General features: G+C 63.3%; 16 protein-coding genes. 10 read left to right on the top strand and 6 right to left on the bottom strand.

Translation table 11 applies throughout. The features are described 5' to 3' along the window. Genes AC2YI2_RS01160 through AC2YI2_RS01150 form a run of 3 tightly spaced genes read right to left on the bottom strand, consistent with a single transcriptional unit; the run spans position 1 to position 3,226 of the window. The gene (locus tag AC2YI2_RS01160) at positions 1–1,233 is read right to left on the bottom strand and encodes a thiamine pyrophosphate-dependent enzyme (protein ID WP_487384580.1); all 1,233 of its coding nucleotides are present in this window, start codon (positions 1,231–1,233) and stop codon (positions 1–3) included. Between the two features lie 19 nt (positions 1,234–1,252). Then, positions 1,253–2,440, bottom strand: a complete 1,188-nt coding sequence (locus AC2YI2_RS01155) for an acetyl-CoA C-acyltransferase (RefSeq protein WP_487384579.1) — start codon at positions 2,438–2,440, stop codon at positions 1,253–1,255. 9 nt (positions 2,441–2,449) lie between these two features. Continuing rightward, positions 2,450–3,226 (bottom strand): 3-hydroxyacyl-CoA dehydrogenase, encoded by a 777-nt coding sequence (locus AC2YI2_RS01150; protein ID WP_487384578.1) that lies wholly within the window; start codon positions 3,224–3,226, stop codon positions 2,450–2,452. A gap of 135 nt (positions 3,227–3,361) precedes the next feature. On the opposite strand from AC2YI2_RS01150, the gene AC2YI2_RS01145 reads away from it, so the two are divergent. From AC2YI2_RS01145 to AC2YI2_RS01115, 7 genes are all read left to right on the top strand, one after another. Further along, on the top strand, positions 3,362–3,835 hold the full coding sequence (locus tag AC2YI2_RS01145; protein WP_487384577.1) for an Lrp/AsnC family transcriptional regulator: 474 nt from the start codon (positions 3,362–3,364) through the stop codon (positions 3,833–3,835). Positions 3,836–3,924: 89 nt separating this feature from the next. Then, positions 3,925–5,097 carry an isovaleryl-CoA dehydrogenase gene (locus AC2YI2_RS01140; protein ID WP_487384576.1) on the top strand — a complete coding sequence of 391 codons (1,173 nt, stop codon included), beginning with the start codon at positions 3,925–3,927 and terminating at the stop codon, positions 5,095–5,097. Positions 5,098–5,352: 255 nt separating this feature from the next. Further along, entirely contained in the window at positions 5,353–6,954 is a 1,602-nt protein-coding gene (locus tag AC2YI2_RS01135; protein ID WP_487384575.1) for a carboxyl transferase domain-containing protein, read from the top strand. Positions 6,955–6,962: 8 nt separating this feature from the next. After that, positions 6,963–8,963: an acetyl/propionyl/methylcrotonyl-CoA carboxylase subunit alpha gene (locus AC2YI2_RS01130; protein WP_487385272.1), complete on the top strand. Its 2,001-nt coding sequence runs from the start codon at positions 6,963–6,965 to the stop codon at positions 8,961–8,963. Continuing rightward, positions 8,960–9,877 (top strand): hydroxymethylglutaryl-CoA lyase, encoded by a 918-nt coding sequence (locus tag AC2YI2_RS01125; RefSeq protein ID WP_487384574.1) that lies wholly within the window; start codon positions 8,960–8,962, stop codon positions 9,875–9,877. Before AC2YI2_RS01130 ends, AC2YI2_RS01125 begins: the two co-directional genes overlap by 4 nt. Next, a complete protein-coding gene (locus tag AC2YI2_RS01120; RefSeq protein ID WP_487384573.1) occupies positions 9,870–10,652 on the top strand; it encodes an enoyl-CoA hydratase-related protein in 783 nt (260 codons plus the stop codon). The genes AC2YI2_RS01125 and AC2YI2_RS01120 overlap by 8 nt, the downstream gene beginning before the upstream one ends. A gap of 206 nt (positions 10,653–10,858) precedes the next feature. Beyond that, complete coding sequence (locus AC2YI2_RS01115; protein WP_487384572.1) at positions 10,859–11,389, top strand: hypothetical protein; 531 nt, start codon at positions 10,859–10,861, stop codon at positions 11,387–11,389. Positions 11,390–11,406: 17 nt separating this feature from the next. Here the strand turns inward: AC2YI2_RS01115 and AC2YI2_RS01110 are convergent, their stop codons facing one another. Continuing rightward, the gene (locus AC2YI2_RS01110; RefSeq protein WP_487384571.1) at positions 11,407–14,202 is read right to left on the bottom strand and encodes a bifunctional diguanylate cyclase/phosphodiesterase; all 2,796 of its coding nucleotides are present in this window, start codon (positions 14,200–14,202) and stop codon (positions 11,407–11,409) included. 340 nt (positions 14,203–14,542) lie between these two features. Between AC2YI2_RS01110 and AC2YI2_RS01105 the strand changes: the two genes are divergently transcribed. Continuing rightward, positions 14,543–14,791, top strand: a complete 249-nt coding sequence (locus tag AC2YI2_RS01105; protein WP_487384570.1) for a DUF2171 domain-containing protein — start codon at positions 14,543–14,545, stop codon at positions 14,789–14,791. Positions 14,792–14,862: 71 nt separating this feature from the next. Continuing rightward, complete coding sequence (locus tag AC2YI2_RS01100; protein ID WP_487384569.1) at positions 14,863–15,081, top strand: hypothetical protein; 219 nt, start codon at positions 14,863–14,865, stop codon at positions 15,079–15,081. A gap of 9 nt (positions 15,082–15,090) precedes the next feature. Here the strand turns inward: AC2YI2_RS01100 and AC2YI2_RS01095 are convergent, their stop codons facing one another. Together AC2YI2_RS01095 and AC2YI2_RS01090 are read right to left on the bottom strand one after the other, a co-directional pair. Further along, positions 15,091–15,414, bottom strand: coding sequence for a helix-turn-helix domain-containing protein (locus tag AC2YI2_RS01095; protein ID WP_487384568.1), 324 nt, complete (start codon positions 15,412–15,414; stop codon positions 15,091–15,093). Next, positions 15,401–15,859 (bottom strand): YbaK/EbsC family protein, encoded by a 459-nt coding sequence (locus AC2YI2_RS01090; protein ID WP_487384567.1) that lies wholly within the window; start codon positions 15,857–15,859, stop codon positions 15,401–15,403. Before AC2YI2_RS01090 ends, AC2YI2_RS01095 begins: the two co-directional genes overlap by 14 nt. Positions 15,860–16,522: 663 nt before the next feature. On the opposite strand from AC2YI2_RS01090, the gene AC2YI2_RS01085 reads away from it, so the two are divergent. After that, the gene (locus AC2YI2_RS01085; RefSeq protein ID WP_487384566.1) at positions 16,523–18,142 is read left to right on the top strand and encodes a globin-coupled sensor protein; all 1,620 of its coding nucleotides are present in this window, start codon (positions 16,523–16,525) and stop codon (positions 18,140–18,142) included. Positions 18,143–18,193 lie beyond the last annotated feature (51 nt).

Here is an 18,193-nt window from a genome sequence, read left to right as displayed (position 1 = left end):
TCAGTACCCCGCTTTCTGACGCTGGCGGCGGATATGCGGCGGCATTTCGGCATAGACGCCCTCGAAGATGTCGCGCACCGAGGGGCCGCCGCCAGCATGCAGCGTGCCGTGGCTCTCGGCCTCCTTCTGCGCCTGGATCACTTCGTCGATGATCTCGGCCTCGGCCTGCTTGTGGCGCTCGTCGGACCAGACGCCGCGGACAATGAGATGGTTCTTGAGCCGGAGGATGGGATCGCCGAGCGGCCAGGCCTCGGACTCGGTCTTCGGTCGGTAGGCGCTCGGATCGTCGGACGTCGAATGCGCGCCGGCACGATAGGTCACGTACTCGATCAGGCTCGGCCCGAGGTTCCGTCGCGCCCGCTCGGCCGCCCATTTCGCGACCGCGTGCACGGCGGGATAATCATTTCCGTCGACGCGCAGCGCCGGGATGCCGAAGCCCAGTCCGCGTGCCGCGAACGTGCCGGAGCCGCCGCGGGCGATGCCCTGGAAGGTCGAGATGGCCCACTGGTTGTTGACGATGTTGAGAATGACCGGCGCCTTGTAGGTCGAGGCGAAGACCAGCGCGGAATGGAAATCCGATTCCGCCGTCGAACCGTCGCCGATCCAGGCGGCAGCGATCTTGGTATCGTTCTTGATGGCCGAGGCCATGGCCCAGCCGACCGCCTGAACATATTGCGTGGCGAGGTTGCCCGAGATGGTGAAGAAGCCGTATTCTTTCGACGAATAGAGCACCGGCAGCTGCCGGCCCTTCAGCGGGTCGAGCTCGTTGGAATAGATCTGGTTCATCATCTCGACCATCGGGAAGCCACCCGCGATCAGCAGACCGGCCTGGCGATAGGTCGGGAAGTTCATGTCGCCCTTGACCAGCGCCCTGCGGAAGGCGCAACTCACCGCCTCCTCGCCGAGATGCTGCATGTAGAACGAGGTCTTGCCCTGACGCTGGGCCATCACCATGCGGGCGTCGAAGGCGCGGAGCCGCATCATGTCACGCAGACCGGCGAGCAACTCCTCGTCCGTCAGCGAGCCCGCCCAAGGGCCGACAGCCTCGCCCTGCTGGTTGAGCACGCGGATGATCGAGTAGGCGAGGTCGCGCATGTCCTCGGCCGGGACATCGACCTCTGGTCGCGGCACCGAGCCGGCCTTGGGGATTTTCACATTGGAGAAATCCGGCTGGCCGCCCGGCCGCACCGCGGGTTCCGGCACATGCAGGCTAAGCCGGGGTTGATCTGTCATCTCATTCCTCCCGAAAACGTCAAAATCGCTCGATGGCGATGGCCGTGGCCTCGCCGCCGCCGATGCAGACCGCGGCCATGCCGCGCTTGAGATCATAGTGCCTGAGTGCCGCGAGCAGGGTCACGATAATGCGAGCACCGGAAGCGCCGATCGGGTGACCGAGCGCGCAGGCGCCGCCATGGATATTGACCTTGTCATGCGGCAGGCCGAGATCGCGCATCGCGGCCATCGGCACGACGGCAAAGGCCTCGTTGATCTCGAAGAGATCAACATCGCCGAGCGCCCAGCCGGTCTTTTCACTGAGTTTGTTGAGCGCGCCGATCGGCGCAGTCGCGAAGAGGTTGGGCGCCTGCGCATGCGTGGCATGGCCTGATATCGCGGCCAGTGGCGTCAGCCCACGCTTCTTCGCTTCCGAGCGCCGCATCAGCACAAGCGCCGCCGCGCCATCGGAGATCGAACTGGCATTGGCTGCCGTCACGGTGCCGCCGTCGCGGAAAGCAGGCTTCAGAGTCGGGATCTTGTCGAGTTTGGCTTTCCCGGGCTGCTCGTCGCGCTCGATGCTCAGCGTATCGCGACCGTTCTTCACCGTGACGGGCGTGACTTCCTCGGCAAACGATCCGTCGGCAATCGCCCTCTGCGCCCGCGTCAGCGAGGCAATGGCATAATCGTCCTGCGCGGCCCGCGTGAACTGGTAGGCCTCGGCGCAATCCTCCGCAAAGCTGCCCATCAGCCGGCCCTTGTCATAGGCGTCCTCCAGCCCATCGAGGAACATGTGGTCGATGATCTTGCCATGGCCGAGCCGGTAGCCGCCGCGCGCCCGGTCGAGCAGATAGGGTGCATTGGTCATGCTTTCCATGCCGCCTGCCACAGCGATCGAGGCGCTGCCGGCCGCAATGAGGTCATGCGCCAGCATGGCCGCCTTCATGCCCGAGCCGCACATCTTGTTGATGGTCGTCGCGCCCGTGGCATGCGGCAGCCCAGCCCCGATCGAGGCCTGCCGCGCCGGCGCCTGGCCCTGGCCGGCCGGAAGGACACAGCCCATCAGCACTTCGTCGATATCCTCAGGGGCCACGCAGGCCCGGGTGAGTGCTGCGGAAATAGCCGTCGAGCCGAGCTCCGGCGCTGTGGCCGATTTCAAATCGCCCTGGAAACCGCCCATCGGCGTGCGGGCAAAACCGGCGATCACGATCGGGTCATGAAGGGTCATGGTATCTCCTCACCGCGGCGCCATGCGAAGCGCGCCGTCCAGACGGATAACTTCGCCATTGAGATAATCGTTCTCGATGATGTGCTGGACAAGGGCGGCAAATTCCTCCGGCCGGCCGAGCCGGCTGGGATAGGGCACGCTCTTGCCGAGCGAGTCCTGCACCTCCGGCGGCATGCCCGCCATCATCGGTGTGCCGAAAATGCCGGGCGCAATCGCCGCGACGCGGATGCCGTGCCGCGCCAGTTCGCGGGCGATCGGCAGCGTCATTGCCGCGACGCCGCCCTTGGAGGCAGCATAGGCGGCCTGGCCGATCTGGCCGATCTGGCCGTCGAAGGCCGCAATCGAGGCGGTGTTGACGATCACGCCGCGATTGCCCTCGGCATCGGGTTCGCCGCGCGACATCGCTTCCGCAGCGAGGCGGGTCATGTTGAACGTGCCGGTGAGATTGATCGCGATGGCGCGGGTAAAGCTTTCGAGCCGATGCGGCCCGTCGCGGCCCAGCACCTTTTCGCCTGGCGCGATGCCGGCGCAATTGACGAGTCCGTGGAGTGCGCCAAAGCGGGCCACCGCGTTGTCGATTGCCGCGCGACCGTCGGCCTCGTCGGTCACATCCGTGCGGATGAAGCCCGCATTCGAACCGAGGCGCGCGGCAACCGCTTCCCCTCCCTGGGTATTTATATCGGCGATGAGAATGGAGGCGCCGGCACCAGCCAGCCGTTCCGCGACCGCGGCGCCAAGGCCTGAGCCGCCGCCCGTCACGATGAATGCCTTGCCTGCGATCTGCATTCTGCCTCCTCATTCCCTCTGATTTGACAATAGCACTCTTCGATGTTTATTTCAGTGCGAATTCGAACGCGGAGGAGGCGTTATGCTAAATCAAATGATCCAATATTGGCGCAATAAGTCGATCAATTGATCCAGATGCGTGAACTGGATTCCTTTGACCGCAAAATATTGTCTGTTCTCGCCGAGGATGGGCGCATCTCCTGGCGCGATCTCGCGACAAAAATCGGCCTTTCCTTTTCGCCCACGCTTCGTCGCGTCCGGCTGCTCGAAGAGAGCGGCACGATCCGCGGCTATGCGGCGGTACTGGACGAGAGCAAGCTGCTCGGCACGATCGGCGTCTTCATCTCGGTGACGCTCGAGCGCCAGACCAAGGACGTGCTGGCCACCTTCGAGGATCACGTCTCCTCGGTGCCGGCGGTGGTCGGCGGTTACCAGACGTCGGGCAGTTCGGACTATTTGCTGCATGCCATGGTGCGCGACCTGCCGCATTATCAGGAACTGCTCGATTTCCTGACGACGGTGCCGGGTGTCGCCCGCATCCAGTCCAATTTCGCCATCAAGACCTTCATCCGCCGCTCGGTTTCGGTGGGCGAGGGCGGAAAGGCCTGACAAGGGCGATCAACGACCCGGCGCTTTGCCGGAACCGCCGGGTGGGAGTAGGATCGACCCGGCGAGCCAGAATTAGGTCCGTGGGAGGAATGAAGATGGATCTTGCCGCACTGTTCGATGCAAGCATCGGCGACGATATCGCAGCGTTGCGCGAGACCGTGCGCCGTTTCGCGGAGGACCGCATCGCGCCGCTCGCCATGGAGATCGACCGCGAGGATCGCTTCCCCCGCCATCTCTGGCCGGAAATGGGCGCGCTCGGCCTGCACGGCATCACCGTGAAGGAAGAATTCGGCGGCGCCGGGATGGGCTATCTCGCCCATTGCGTGGCGATGGAGGAGATCAGCCGTGCTTCCGCCTCGATCGGCCTTTCCTATGGTGCCCATTCCAACCTTTGCATCAACCAGATCCACCGCTGGGGCACCCCGGAGCAGAAGAAGCGCTACCTGCCTGACCTGATCTCCGGAGGCCATGTTGGCTCGCTGGCGATGAGCGAGGTCGGCTCGGGCTCCGACGTGGTCTCGATGAAGCTGAAGGCCGACAAGCGCGGCGACCGCTATGTGCTCAATGGCGCCAAGATGTGGATCACCAACGGCCACGAGGCCGATACGCTGGTCGTCTACGCCAAGACCGACATGGCCGCCGGCCCGCGCGGCATCACCGCCTTCATTATCGAAAAGAGCTTCAAGGGATTCCGCCCGGCGCAAAAGCTCGACAAGCTTGGCATGCGCGGCTCGCCCACGTCGGAGCTCGTCTTCCAGGATTGCGAAGTGCCGGAGGAGAACATCCTCGGCAAGTTGAATGGCGGCGTCAACGTGCTGATGAGCGGGCTCGATTACGAACGCGCGGTGCTGGCGGGCGGCCCGGTCGGGATCATGCAGGCGGCGATGGATCTGATCCTGCCCTATGTCAGGGAGCGCCAGCAGTTCGGCAAACCGATCGGCGAGTTCCAGCTCGTCCAGGGCAAGATCGCGGACATGTACACGTCGATGAATGCCTCGCGGGCCTATGTCTATGCCGTGGCCAAGGCCGCGGACGAGGGACGCGTGACGCGGCAGGATGCGGCGGGTGTGATCCTGTTTGCTGCCGAGCGAGGGACGCAGGCGGCGCTGGATGCGATCCAGCTGTTGGGAGGATCGGGCTATGTCAATGACAGTTCGGCCGGGAGGTTGCTGCGGGATGCCAAACTTTATGAGATTGGCGCCGGGACGAGCGAGATCAGGCGGATGCTGATCGGGCGGGAACTGGTGAAGGGGAATGGGTGAGGGGATGATGAGTTTGGTCAGCGTTTCTCACCCCTCACCAACTTCGGCCAAGGGCTCGCTGCGCTCACCCGGCCTTCGTATCCTCTCCCACAAGGGGAGAGGTAAACTCGCGGCGCTGCCATGCCTCGAACAAGGCGGTGCTCGTGGCACCCTACCTCTCCCCTTGTGGGAGAGGATAGCAAGCCCGCGTGAGGCGCAGCCGAATGCTTGGGTGCGCTTGGTGAGGGGTGAAGCTCGGGAAACGGAGAGCACCCAATGAAACTCTCCACCCCCCTCCCGCGCGACGCCACCTTCGAAGCCAACGCCACCCACATGCGGGCCCTCGTCTCCGACCTCCGCGCCAAGACCGCCGAGATCGCCAAGGGTGGCGGAGAAAAAGCCCGCGAACGCCACCTATCCCGCGGCAAACTCCTGCCCCGCGACCGGGTCGATGGCCTGCTCGATCCCGGCACGCCCTTCCTCGAACTCTCGCAGCTCGCCGCCCATGAGGTCTATGACGAACCCGTCCCGGCCGCCGGCATCCTCACCGGCATCGGCCGTGTTGCCGGCCGAGAATGCGTCATCGTCGCCAACGACGCGACGGTGAAGGGTGGCACCTATTATCCGCTGACGGTGAAGAAGCACCTCCGCGCCCAGGAGATCGCCCGCGAAAACAAGCTGCCCTGCCTCTATCTCGTCGATTCCGGCGGCGCCAATCTGCCGAACCAGGACGAGGTCTTCCCCGACCGCGATCATTTCGGCCGCATCTTCTACAACCAGGCCACAATGTCGGCGGAGCGCATTCCGCAGATCGCCGTCGTCATGGGAAGCTGCACCGCCGGCGGCGCCTATGTGCCTGCCATGAGCGACCAGTCCGTGATCGTCAAGAACCAGGGCACCATCTTCCTCGGCGGCCCACCGCTGGTGAAGGCGGCGACCGGCGAGGTCGTGTCAGCGGAGGATCTCGGCGGCGCCGACGTCCATTCTCGCACCTCAGGTGTCACCGACCACTATGCCAACGACGACCGCCACGCACTTGCCATTGCCCGCCGCATTGTCGGCACTCTGAACCGGCCGAAGCGCGTCGAACTGGAGATGCGCAAGCCGGCCGAACCGCTCTATCCGGTCGACGATCTCTACGGCATCGTCCCGGCGGACGCCCGCAAGCCATATGACGTACGCGACATCATCGCCCGCATCGTCGACGGCTCGGAATTCGAGGAGTTCAAGGCGCTCTATGGCACGACGCTGGTCTGCGGCTTCGCCCATATCTTCGGCTATCCCGTCGGCATCGTCGCAAACAATGGCATCCTGTTCTCGGAATCGGCGCTCAAGGGCGCGCATTTCATCGAGCTCTGCGCCCAGCGCGGCATTCCGCTGGTCTTCCTGCAGAACATCACCGGCTTCATGGTTGGCCGAAAGTATGAGGCAGGCGGCATCGCCAAGGACGGCGCCAAGCTGGTGACCGCGGTGGCCTGCGCCAGGGTGCCGAAATTCACCGTCGTCATCGGCGGCTCATTCGGGGCAGGCAATTACGGCATGTGCGGCCGCGCCTATTCGCCGCGCTTCCTCTGGATGTGGCCCAATGCCCGCATCTCCGTCATGGGCGGCGAGCAGGCGGCGTCGGTTCTGGCGCAGGTACGCCGTGACGGGCTGGAAGCATCGGGCAAGACATGGCCGGCCGAGGAGGAAGAGGCGTTCAAGGCGCCGATCCGCGACAAATACGAGCGCGAGGGCCATCCCTATTATGCCAGCGCCCGGCTCTGGGACGACGGCATCATCGACCCGGCGGATACCCGCATGGTCCTCGGGCTCGGTATCTCCGCGGCACTCAATGCGCCGATCGAGCAGACCCAGTTCGGCATATTCAGGATGTGATGATGGCGATGTTCCGAAAGATCCTGATTGCCAACCGAGGCGAGATCGCCGGCCGTGTCATCCGCACCGCCCGAAGAATGGGCGTCGAGACAGTTGCGGTCTATTCCGACGCCGATCGCGACGCGCAGCATGTCGCCATGGCCGACGATGCCCGCCACATCGGCCCGGCGCCCGCGCGCCAGTCCTATCTCGACCAGGGCAAGATCATTGCCGCCGCGCTCGAAAGCGGTGCCGAAGCCGTGCATCCCGGCTACGGCTTCCTGTCTGAGAATGCCGATTTCGCGGAGGCCTGCCACAGAGCCGGTCTCGTCTTCATCGGCCCGGCGGCCTCCGCGATCCGCGCCATGGGCGGCAAGAGCGAGGCCAAGGCTCTGATGGCGACAGCCCGGGTGCCGCTCGTGCCCGGCTACCATGGCGAGGATCAGTCGCCTGAGTTGCTGGCGGCTGAGGCGGCGCGTATCGGTTATCCGGTTCTGGCCAAGGCCTCGGCGGGTGGTGGCGGCAAAGGCATGCGCGTTGTTGAAAGGCCTGAGGATTTCCTGGCCGAACTCGCCGGCGCCAAGCGCGAATCTCTCGCCTCCTTCGGCGATGACCGAATGCTGATCGAGAAATATCTCGTCCGCCCGCGCCATGTCGAAGTCCAGGTCTTTGCCGACAACCACGGCAATTGCCATTCGCTTTTCGAGCGCGACTGCTCGATCCAGCGTCGCCACCAGAAGGTCATCGAGGAGGCGCCGGCGCCGGGCCTCTCGGCCGATCTGCGTCGGCGCATGGGCGAAGCGGCTGTCGTTGCCGCCAAGGCCATCGGCTATTCCGGCGCCGGGACGATCGAGTTCCTGCTCGATGCTTTGGGCGAATTCTATTTCATGGAGATGAACACGCGGCTGCAGGTCGAGCACCCGGTCACCGAATACATCACCGGGCTCGATCTCGTCGAATGGCAGTTGCGTGTCGCGAGCGGTGAGCATCTGCCGGAAAGCTGGAGCCAACTCGAAATCCAGGGCCACGCGATCGAGGCCCGCATATATGCCGAGGATGCATTCAACGGCTTCCTGCCGTCGACTGGCCTCGTCACCCATCTCGCCATGCCTGAGGCCGGCCCCAATGTGCGTATCGACAGCGGCATCCGCGCCGCCGACCGCATCACCGTGCACTACGACCCGATGATATCGAAGTTGATCGTCTGGGGTGAGGACCGATCGACGGCCGTGCGGCGCATGCGGGAAGCGCTTTCCGCTACGGCGGTTGCGGGTGTCACCAGCAACAGCGGCTTCCTCCTCAGGCTCGCGTCCCATCCGGCCTTTGCTGCGGCCGAACTCGATACCGGCTTCATCGCCCGACATGAGGCGGAGCTGCTAGCCACCCCTGCGGCAAGCGACGAGACAATCGCGTTGGCGGTGTTGGGCATCCTGCTCACCCGCCAGTCCTCTGCCGCCGAAACGGCATCCGGATCGGCCGATCCGCACAGTCCCTGGGCACAGCTCGGCGGCTTCCGGCTCAATTTGCCGCCGCGCGAGAACCTGTGCCTGTCGATCGGCGACCGCGCGCTGGATATCGGCGTGTCCATGGAACAGCGCGGCTATAGGCTCGACATCGACGGCAAGTCGGTGCAGGCGGAGGGCACGCTTTCGGTCGATGGTCTGCTCGATGCGCGGATCGACGGACGAAAGTTGCAGGGGCGCTTCTGGGGCTTGCACGGTCGCTGGGATCTCTTCGCCGGCGGCGACCGGTTCACCGTCGCGCTGCCCGATCCGTTTGCCGAAGCTGGGGATGATCATGCTCATGGTGGGCTGACGGCGCCGATGCCGGGCATCATCCGCGCCGTTCTCGCCGCAGCCGGCGAGCGGGTCGAGAAGGGCAGAGCCCTGGTCATCATGGAGGCGATGAAGATGGAGCACACGATCCGCGCGCCGGCGGATGGCATTGTCGAAGCCATCAACGCCGTCGAGGGCGCCATGACCGAAGCTGGCACAGTGCTCGTATCCTTCCTGCCGGAGGCAGGCGCATGACGATCCCGAGGAGGGTGAGGCTGGTCGAGGTCGGGCCGCGCGATGGGCTGCAGAACGAAGCCGGCATCGTGCCGCTGGATATCAAGGTCGAATTGGTCGATCGCCTGTCGGCAGCCGGCCTTCCGGCGGTCGAGGCTGGCGCCTTCGTGTCGCCGAAATGGGTGCCGCAAATGGCGGATTCGGCGGAAGTCTTCGCGCGCATAGTCAAGCGGCCGCGAACGTCCTATCCGGCCCTGGTGCCCAACATGAAAGGGCTTGAGTCGGCGCTTGCTGCCAACGTCGCCGAGATCGCCATTTTCGTCTCCGCCTCCGAGGGCTTCAGCCAGAAGAACATCGCCTGCTCCCGCGCCGAGAGCCTGGAGCGGCTGGCACCGGTTGCAGAACGGGCCCTCGCCGCAGGCCTTCGCGTGCGCGGCTACGTGTCCTGTATCGCCGGCTGCCCCTATGACGGCGCTGTGCCCGGCAACGACGTCGCTAGGATGTCTGAGGCGCTTATCGACATGGGTTGCTACGAGATCTCGCTCGGTGACACGATCGGCGTCGGCACGGCGTGGCAGATCCGACTGCTGATCGAGACCGTGGCAGGGTCGGTGCCGCTTGAGAAGATCGCCATGCACTTCCACGACACCTATGGCCAGGGCGTCGCCAATATCCTTGCCAGCCTCGAGGAGGGTATCGCGGTGTTCGACAGCTCCGTCGCCGGCCTTGGAGGCTGCCCCTATGCGCCGGGCGCCAGCGGCAATGTCGCGACCGAAGATGCGGTCTATCTTCTCCACGGCCTCGGCATTGAGACCGGCGTGGACTTCGAATCACTCGCGGAAACCGGCGGCTGGATCAGCGAGAAGCTCGGTCGCCCCAATGCCTCGCGCGCTGGCCACGCCCATCTTGCCAAGTCAGGAGTTCGCAATGGCTGAGGAACTGCTCATCGAACGGCGTGGGCCGGCTCTCTGGCTCACGCTAAACCGGCCGGATCGCCACAACGCCCTCAACGTCGCCATGACGACGGCCCTGGTTGAAGCGCTAACGGAAGGCTCGTCCGATCCCGATATCCGTGCCGTCGTGCTGACCGGCGCGGGCAACCGGACCTTTTGTTCCGGTGCCGACCTGAAAGAGGGGTCGCGTATGTTCCGCAGCGAAGATGGCACCAACCCCATCGGCAATGTGCTGCGTGCGATCCAGGACTGTGGTAAGCCGGTCATCGCCCGCCTCAATGGTTCGGCCCTGGCAGGCGGCTTCGGCCTTGTGGCGTCCTGCGATCTCGCCTACGCCGCCGATCACGCCCGCTTTGGCCTGCCGGAGGTGCGGGTTGGTGTATTTCCGTTGATGATTGCCACCCGGCTCGTCCATCAGGTGCCCGAGCGTCGGCTCCGGGAACTGGCTTATCTCGGCGAGACCATCGGGGCTGAAGAGGCGGTGACGTGGAACATCGTCAATCGCGCGGTGCCCGCGGCGGAGCTCGATGGGCTAATCGAAGAGGTCATAGGCAAGCTCACTCTTGCCGCACCCAACGCTGTGGCTGCCGGCAAGAAGGCCCTGTTCGACATTCGCGAGCTGGAACGGGAACCGGCAATGATCTATGCCGAAAAGGCGATCGGCGTCCTTGGCGATAGCGCCGAGGCAGCGGAAGGTCGCGCGGCGTTTGCTGAGAAGCGCAAACCCGTCTGGGTGACCACATCTTCAGCGCGTTGATGCCGTTTTTTCGCCGTCGGCACAGAAATGCACCATCTGACCCATAGCCGTCTGAAACCTGCTTGCGATTTGTGCATTTAGCAGCGGCGAGAGAAAATCATGCGATCGCTGTGCGACAAACTGAGCTTGGCTGTTGACACGTCACGCAAGTCACGTGATGGAGTGCTAAGCATGCATAAGTCGAATGACGTTCAGGCGGGATCCTGATGGACGGGAAGACGGGACGACCGATACTATCGCTCAAGTTCAAGGTGCCGACGGCCGAGGCAGAGCAGCCAGCCGCGCGGGCTGTCGAGCCTATCCGCAAGCCGCAGGTCTCCGGGCGCGAGCCATTCATTGTGCCGAAGGTGCCGAGCCGCAAGCACGGTGTTCGTGAAGTCGTGGTCGCCAAGCCAGCGCCTGCGCCGATAGCGGTTGCAAAACCGGCAGAAGAAGCAAAGTCAGTTCCGATTCCGCCCGCGGCCTTCAAGGCTGCGACCCGGGCAGCGACGCAAGCCGTCAATGCCGTGATCGCGGATCCTGCCTGGCAGAGCGCCGAGCTGCAGCGGAATTATCAGGAAGCCAAGCTTCTTGCGAAGCCGATCCATAGGAAGCAGGCAAAGTTGATCAGCGGAATCGTGCTCAAGCGCGTCGCGCCTGAGCTCGAGGAAGGCGAGACCAAGAGTCTCGCCATGCGGGCAGCCTATGCGGCGGCCTTCTCTGTCCTCATTGGAAAGACCGAGGGCACTTCGGCCTAAGCCCCGACGCTACCCGCTCAAGCGGCTTCCGACTTGGATTCTTCGTGGTCGAGATCGCCGACCGGCTTAGGCTTGCCGAGCAGATAACCCTGCGCTTCGTCGCACCCTTCCTTCTGGAGGATTTCCAGCTGGTCGGCAGTCTCGACGCCTTCGGCGAGCACCGGCACGTCGAGGCTCTGGCCGAGCGCGAGAATGGCGCGGATGATCGCCTTCGCCTGCTGGCTGCTTTCCACCTCGTTCATGAAGCTGCGGTCGAGCTTGATCTTGTCGAAGGGAAAGGCGCGCAGCGTCTCGAGCGACGAATAGCCGGTGCCGAAGTCGTCGATGGCAATCGAGACACCCAGCGCCTTGATCTGGCGCAGCGTATGCAACGCGCGCGCCTTATCGGTGATGATCGAGCTCTCGGTGATCTCGATTTCCAGCCGACGCGGGTTGAGGCCGGTCTCGACCAGCACCTGACGGATGATCGCGGCCATGTCCTGGTGACCGAGCTGGATCGGCGAGAGATTGACGGCGATCTTGTGCGGCTCATCCCAGCCCGCGGCGACACGGCAGGCCTCGCGCAGCACCCATTCGCCGATCGGCAGGATCGCGCCGCATTCTTCCGCGAGCGAAATGAAATCCATCGGCGGGACATTGCCGCGGGTCGGATGCTCCCACCGCAGCAGCACTTCGTAGCCGGTCGTCTTGCCCGAAGAGACGGACTTCTGCACCTGGTAATGCAGGTGGAATTGCTTCTTCTCGATCGCTTCCCAGAGATCCTGCGCCAGGGCTCGGCGTTCCCGGGCGGCCTCGTCCATCGCGCCTTCATAGAAACAGACGCGGGTGATCAGCGAAGTCTTGGCGCGATACATGGCGAGGTCGGCATTGGCGAGCAGTTGCTCGCCGTCGCGGGCATCCTGCGGGAAGATGGCGACGCCGAGGCTGGCGCCGGTCTTGACCTCAAAGGCATCGATCGTGACCTCGCCGATCAGGCAACGCTCCAGCCGCGCGATGAAATCGTGCACCTCGGTTATTTCATCGAAGCGCTTGATCGCTGCGAACTCGTCACCGCCGAATCGGGCCACGAATTCGCCCGACCCCAGCACGTTGCTCATCAGATTGGTGAGTTCCATGAGGACCTGGTCGCCCGCGGCGTGGCCGTGCTGATCATTGATTTCCTTGAACTTGTCGAGGTCGATGCCAATGACCGCCACCTTGGCGCCCGAACGCTCCGCGAGCGCGATTTCCTGGCCGAGTGTTTCGTTGAAAACCGCGCGGTTCGGCAGGCCGGTCAGGCCGTCGTGGCGAGCCATATAGGCGATCTTCGCTTCGGATTCGAGACGCTTGGTGATGTCTTCGAAGGTGACGACCCAGCCGCCTTCCTCGGTGGCGGTATAGATCGACTGAATCGAACGCCCATCCGAGAACTGCATGACGGTCGATCCGCCACCAGAGCGCACAGTCTTCATCGCGCGTTCGTAGTGTTCCTGGGCGCGGGACAGCGCGGCATCTGGATCGCTGAGGCGCAGCAGGAAGCCTTGTTCGACAATATCGCGATAGGATCGGCCGACAGCTGCGAAGCCTTCGGGGAAATTGAAGATCTCGCTGTAATGTCGGTTGGCGAGGACGAGCCTCTGGTCCTTGTCGAAAAGGCAGATGCCCTGCGACATGTTCTCGAGCGCGATGTCGAGGTTGCGGCTGACCTGTGCGATGCGATCGGCGTCGGCTTTTTGCTTGGTCCCGTCCTTAGTGATCTTGGCATAGCCGACGAGCTCGCCCCGATCGTCGTAGATCGGGTCGATCGCGACATGCGCCCAGAACGACGTGCCGTCCTTGCGGTAACGCCAGCCTTGGGCTTCGAATTTGCCTTCCGAGCGAGCCTTCTCCAGCGCGCGCTCAGGCAGACCCTTGGCGCGGTCCTCGGCCGAATAGAAGGTGGAGAAGTTGCGGCCGACGATTTCATCCGCCGTGTAACCCTTGGCGCGCTGGGCACCGGCATTCCAGTTGCTGACCTTGCCGTCGAGGTCCAGCATGTAGATCGCGTAATCGGACACGCCCTGGACGAGACGCTTGAAATTCGCTTCGCCCGCGGCCGCCTGGCGCTCGGCGCGCACAGCGAAATAACCAGCCGCCAGGCCGCAGCTCAAAAGGGAGAGCGATGTTGTTGCGATGGTTATGATCATCAAAGAAGGCGAGAGCAGCGTCGAGGGGTCGAGTGTCTCGGCGCCGGGCGTCACGGTCATGCCGCCCATAGCGGTGAAGTGAAGCGCCACCACGGCAACCGTCAGCATCAGCGTCGCACCATATTTGCGGACCCAGTCGGAACGTCCATTGAGGGCAAATGAATAGGCGGTGGTTGCAAAGATCGCGCCGAGCAAGATCGATGCGACGACAAGGTCGGTGCTCCAGTCGATCTCGCCAGGGAACTCGATCGCCAGCATGCCGGTGAAGTGCATCGAAGCGACGCCTGCGGCAAAGAGCAGACCGCCACTAACATAGGCCGTCGTGCCGCTGAGGAATACGGCGCAGGACACGGCGGCGAAGGTCGCCACGATCGCCATGGCCAGCGACAGCAGGCTCAATTGCGCTTCGTAGCCGACCACGACGCCCGGGTCGTAGGCAAGCATGGCAATGAAATGCGTCGACCAGATGCCGAAGCCGCCGGATACACCAGCAACCCCAAGCCAGATCCAGCGTGCGCTGCCCTGTGTCGCTTTTCCTCGCTGCACCAGCAAGACGGCCATATGGCTGGCCAGCAGGCAAATTAGACCCGCGAGCAGGACCAGCCGGAGGTCATGTTCGGTGGTGAGGCATGTCAGGACACGATACATGGAGATGCTGCCCAAATAGAATTGTCGCGGCAGACAGTAGATAGGTGCGAATTAATATAATTTGAATTTTCGGCTCAGCTTCCAGCGTCTCTGGATGTTTGCAACCACTCGAGGTTGCGGCGATGATTGCCGTCAGGTCGCCGGGACGGGACCCTTGGAGAAAGATATCATATATTTCAACGTGATATGGCGCGAACGCGAGCGATTGCCGAATGCTTAACCATCATCGGAATACGGGCGTCTGGCGCTGAGACCCGAGGCGCGGCGACGAACGGTCCGCAACTCTCATGCATCCTTTTCCAGAGTTCCGCGTTCCCTTCTGGCAAAAGGAGACACACCCATGATCAACGAATCCGAAATCCGCGAACATGCAGACGTTGTTGGCGCAGATGGCCTTCATGTGGGCACTGTCGACCGCGTTGAAGGCGGCCGTATCAAGCTGACCCGCAACGAGAACGATCCTGGCCATCAGAGCCATCATCATTTCATCAGCCTCTCAAATGTCGAAGGCGTCGAAGGCGGTCGCGTGAAGCTCTCTGTGAAGGGGCAGGACGCAATCGAGGAAGCCGACGGCAGTTCCTTCCACTGACGGATCGAAGGCCGGGAGCGCACGTTCCGAACGCGGCGCTCCCGGCCGCCAGCATTTTGAGGAGAATCACGATGACCCAATCCGACAGAAGTCATGGCGTCGGCAAGCGCGACGAACCGGTGCGCGGCAATGCGCATGACATGCAGATCGACAAGGAAACCGGGCTTCCCGTCACAATCGCGCCGGACGGCGAGAAAGAAAACAATCCGGAAGAAGTCCAACGCGACGAGCGCCTCAAGATCGACCCCAACAGCCGCATCCCCCGGCCCGTTCAGCCGGATCTCGCCTGACCGGATTGGTCAGGCGACGTCGTCTTCGCCGGCCGGCCCACCTTCGTTCTCCAGCCGATCGATGCGAGCGGCCTCGACGGAATTGAATCTCAGACGAACGCCACGCCCGCCGTGCTTGTCATCATCGAAGAAAAGTGCCCCGAACGTCTCGAGAGCGTGACGTAGCTTGGCCCGAACCTGATCGTCTGGTTCGACAAGCTTGCGTTCGAAACCGTCGATGACTGTCTCCGAAATCCCCGACATATCGGCCAGCATGGCGCGCGAAACATCCGTCAGCGCTCGCGCGGCTCGGCACTGACCCCCCGAAAGCGGTACTGCCTCACTCGCAGACATCGACCCACTCCGCACGCGTCAGTTCGGCCATGCGCGCAGGCGCGATCCTGACCGCAGCGTTCACGCCACCGGCAGCCGGCACGACTTCGTCGAAAGGCTTTAGCGAGACATCGCAATAGATCTTGAGCGGCTTGGCGAGGCCGAAGGGGCAGACGCCACCGACCGGATGGCCGGTCTCGCGCTCCACTTCATCCAGCGGCAGCATGCGCGGCTTCGTGGTGAAATGCGCCTTGAACTTCTTGTTGTCGAGCCGGGCAGTGCCTTTGGTAGCAAGCAGAACGATCTCCTCGCCGACGCGGATCGCCAGTGTCTTGGCAATCTGGTCGGGCGCCACGCCGTGGCCGGCAGCCGCCAGTTCCACTGTGGCGGTGCTGACATCGAGTTCGAGCACTTTGATATCCGGGGCGTATGCGGAGAAGAATGCTTTGACGGATGCGACGCTCATGGGACTTGCGATAACCAATATGAGAATGGGCCAAGGGTTATCGCGTCGCGGCACGTCTGTCAAAATGGCGTGCAGGATGTGTGCGGGAGGAGGGACATCCCACGCTCATGGGCCGCAGGTCGAGCTCCGCTACGAGCCTAGAACAGCCGTTCGCTGGCCGACTGACGCTCGACATCAATGCCGAGCAACATGATCAGCGCGACCAATGTCGAAGCCACGATCAGTGTGGCGCTCAATCCGAGAACGATCATTTCTCTTCCTCATGTGACTGCATCGTCAACATAGCAATGGGAAGACATAGCGATCGAAGCTTGCGCGAGCCTGACGGCCTGAGGAGAGTGTGCAGCTTTCGATACTTCCGAAAGGCTAATGAATTCTTATATTAGGATTTATTTTTTTCTTACCAGACCTCTCCACCCGACGTTAACCTTCAAGCAAGGAATTAACCATAAAGATTAAAGTCACGCCGAAAAGGGCCGAAAACCGTCCCCAGGCATGATGCCGCATCGTCGTCCCGGTCCAATCCGGATTTCTCGAAAATGAAAGACCATCTCGGTCTTGCTCCCTCATCGCCAAGAGAGGCGGGAAAGGCGTGCAGGCTGGTTGTTCATCAATGCGCCGGCATGGGCTGCCGGCGGGCGTGGCGTAGGCGGGGTTAAGGGCTTGGAAGAAGCACCGACATCGGCAGGAAGTGACCGGCGGGAAGGCGGGAGCCTTAACGGCCGACTTCGCTTTGCTGGTCTCGACGAGCCGGCGGCCGCCCTGTTGCGCGATCATCGCAACCTGCTGCTGCCACATCTCAAGACCGCGCTGCGCGATCTTTTTCACCGTTTCCAGAGCTTCCCCGATGCGGCGCGCAATTTCGACAGCGACGCGCAACTCGAGCGGCTCCACGATCTCAACCGTTCCCACTGGGAAGTCCTCACCGACGCCCGCTTCGACGCGCTCTATGCCGAGCGTGTGAAAGTGCTCGCCGATGCAGAGCGCCGCATGGGCCTCGATCCGCGCTGGCATGTCGCGGGTCATGCGGTGATCCTCGAACATTTCCTCTCCGGCCTGATCGCCGAATTCTGGCCGAAATCCATGTTCGGCAACGCCGCCGCCAGGCAGGCAAAGCTCGCCGAACTCGTGACCGCCGTATTGCGGACTGCGCTTGTCGACCTTGAAATCGCGGTGTCGCTGCGCTTCAACGACCTTCGCCTCAGCCAGCAGCAGTCCCTCGCCGCCCTGCGTTCGACCCACGCCGACGAAACACGCCGCTGTATTTCCGTTCTCTCCGCCCGTCTTGCGGACAAGGATCTTTCCGGCCACGGGCTCGACGGGCTGCCCGAAGGCTGCGCCGAGGTCTTTGCGGACCTCGATGACGCGATCGGCGCTTTGCGATCGGCGCTTGCCGGTGCGGGCGAGAATACCACGCGGGCCGAGAACCAGGTTGGACGCATCGCGCTTTCCGCGACATCGCTTGCCGAAAGTGCTGCGACCGCCGCTCGTGAATCACGTGTGGCAACCGAGATGCTGGTAAGTATCCGCGCAAAGGCCGACCGCAGCGCGGAAGGTGCCCGCACGGCAGAACGTGCCGCGGGCAAGGCCCGGCAGGCCGCACAGGCGAGCGGTGGCGTCGTTAGCGAAGCCATATCCGCCATGTCCGACATCGAGCAGTCTGCTGAACGCATCGGCCAGATCATCGGTGTCATCGACGACATCGCCTTCCAGACCAACCTCCTGGCCCTCAATGCCGGTATTGAGGCTGCCCGGGCAGGTGAATCCGGCCGTGGTTTTGCGGTCGTGGCCCAGGAAGTCCGTGCCTTGGCCCAGCGTTCCGCTGATGCCGCACGCGAGATCAAGCAGCTTGTCACGACCACAAAATCCCAGGTCGACGGTGGCGTACAGATGGTTGCTCGTACGCAGGAAGCGATCGGCGGCATTGTCGAGCAGGTTTCGGAGATCAACGAGATGATCGTCTCCATCGTCACCGACGCCGGCGAGACAGCATCCGGCATCGGCCTGATCACGCAGAGTGTCTCGGCACTCGGCACAGATCTCGAGGCGCTTGGCGCGACGGCGGCGGAGACCCGGTCGATGTCCGGCGATCTGCACACGGTCATTCTCGAACTCGGCAAGACGATCCGCGAGTTTCGTCTGGAAAAGCGGCGTGAGGCGGCGGCCCCATCCTCCACCAAGGTTGCCACTGTGTCGGCTCCGGAACCTGAGCAGGACGATGTCTTCGGCGCGGCCTTTGCCGAACCGGTACGCCTCGCTCTCGGCGGGAGGGCGCGCGGATGATGAATGCGCGGCGGAACGGCTCGACCGAACCACGAGACACCATTCTCTGGC

Source organism: Rhizobium sp. SRI_017, assembly GCF_057586295.1.
Note: the sequence above shows the minus strand (reverse complement) of the source record. Positions and strands in the feature narration are given on the sequence as shown.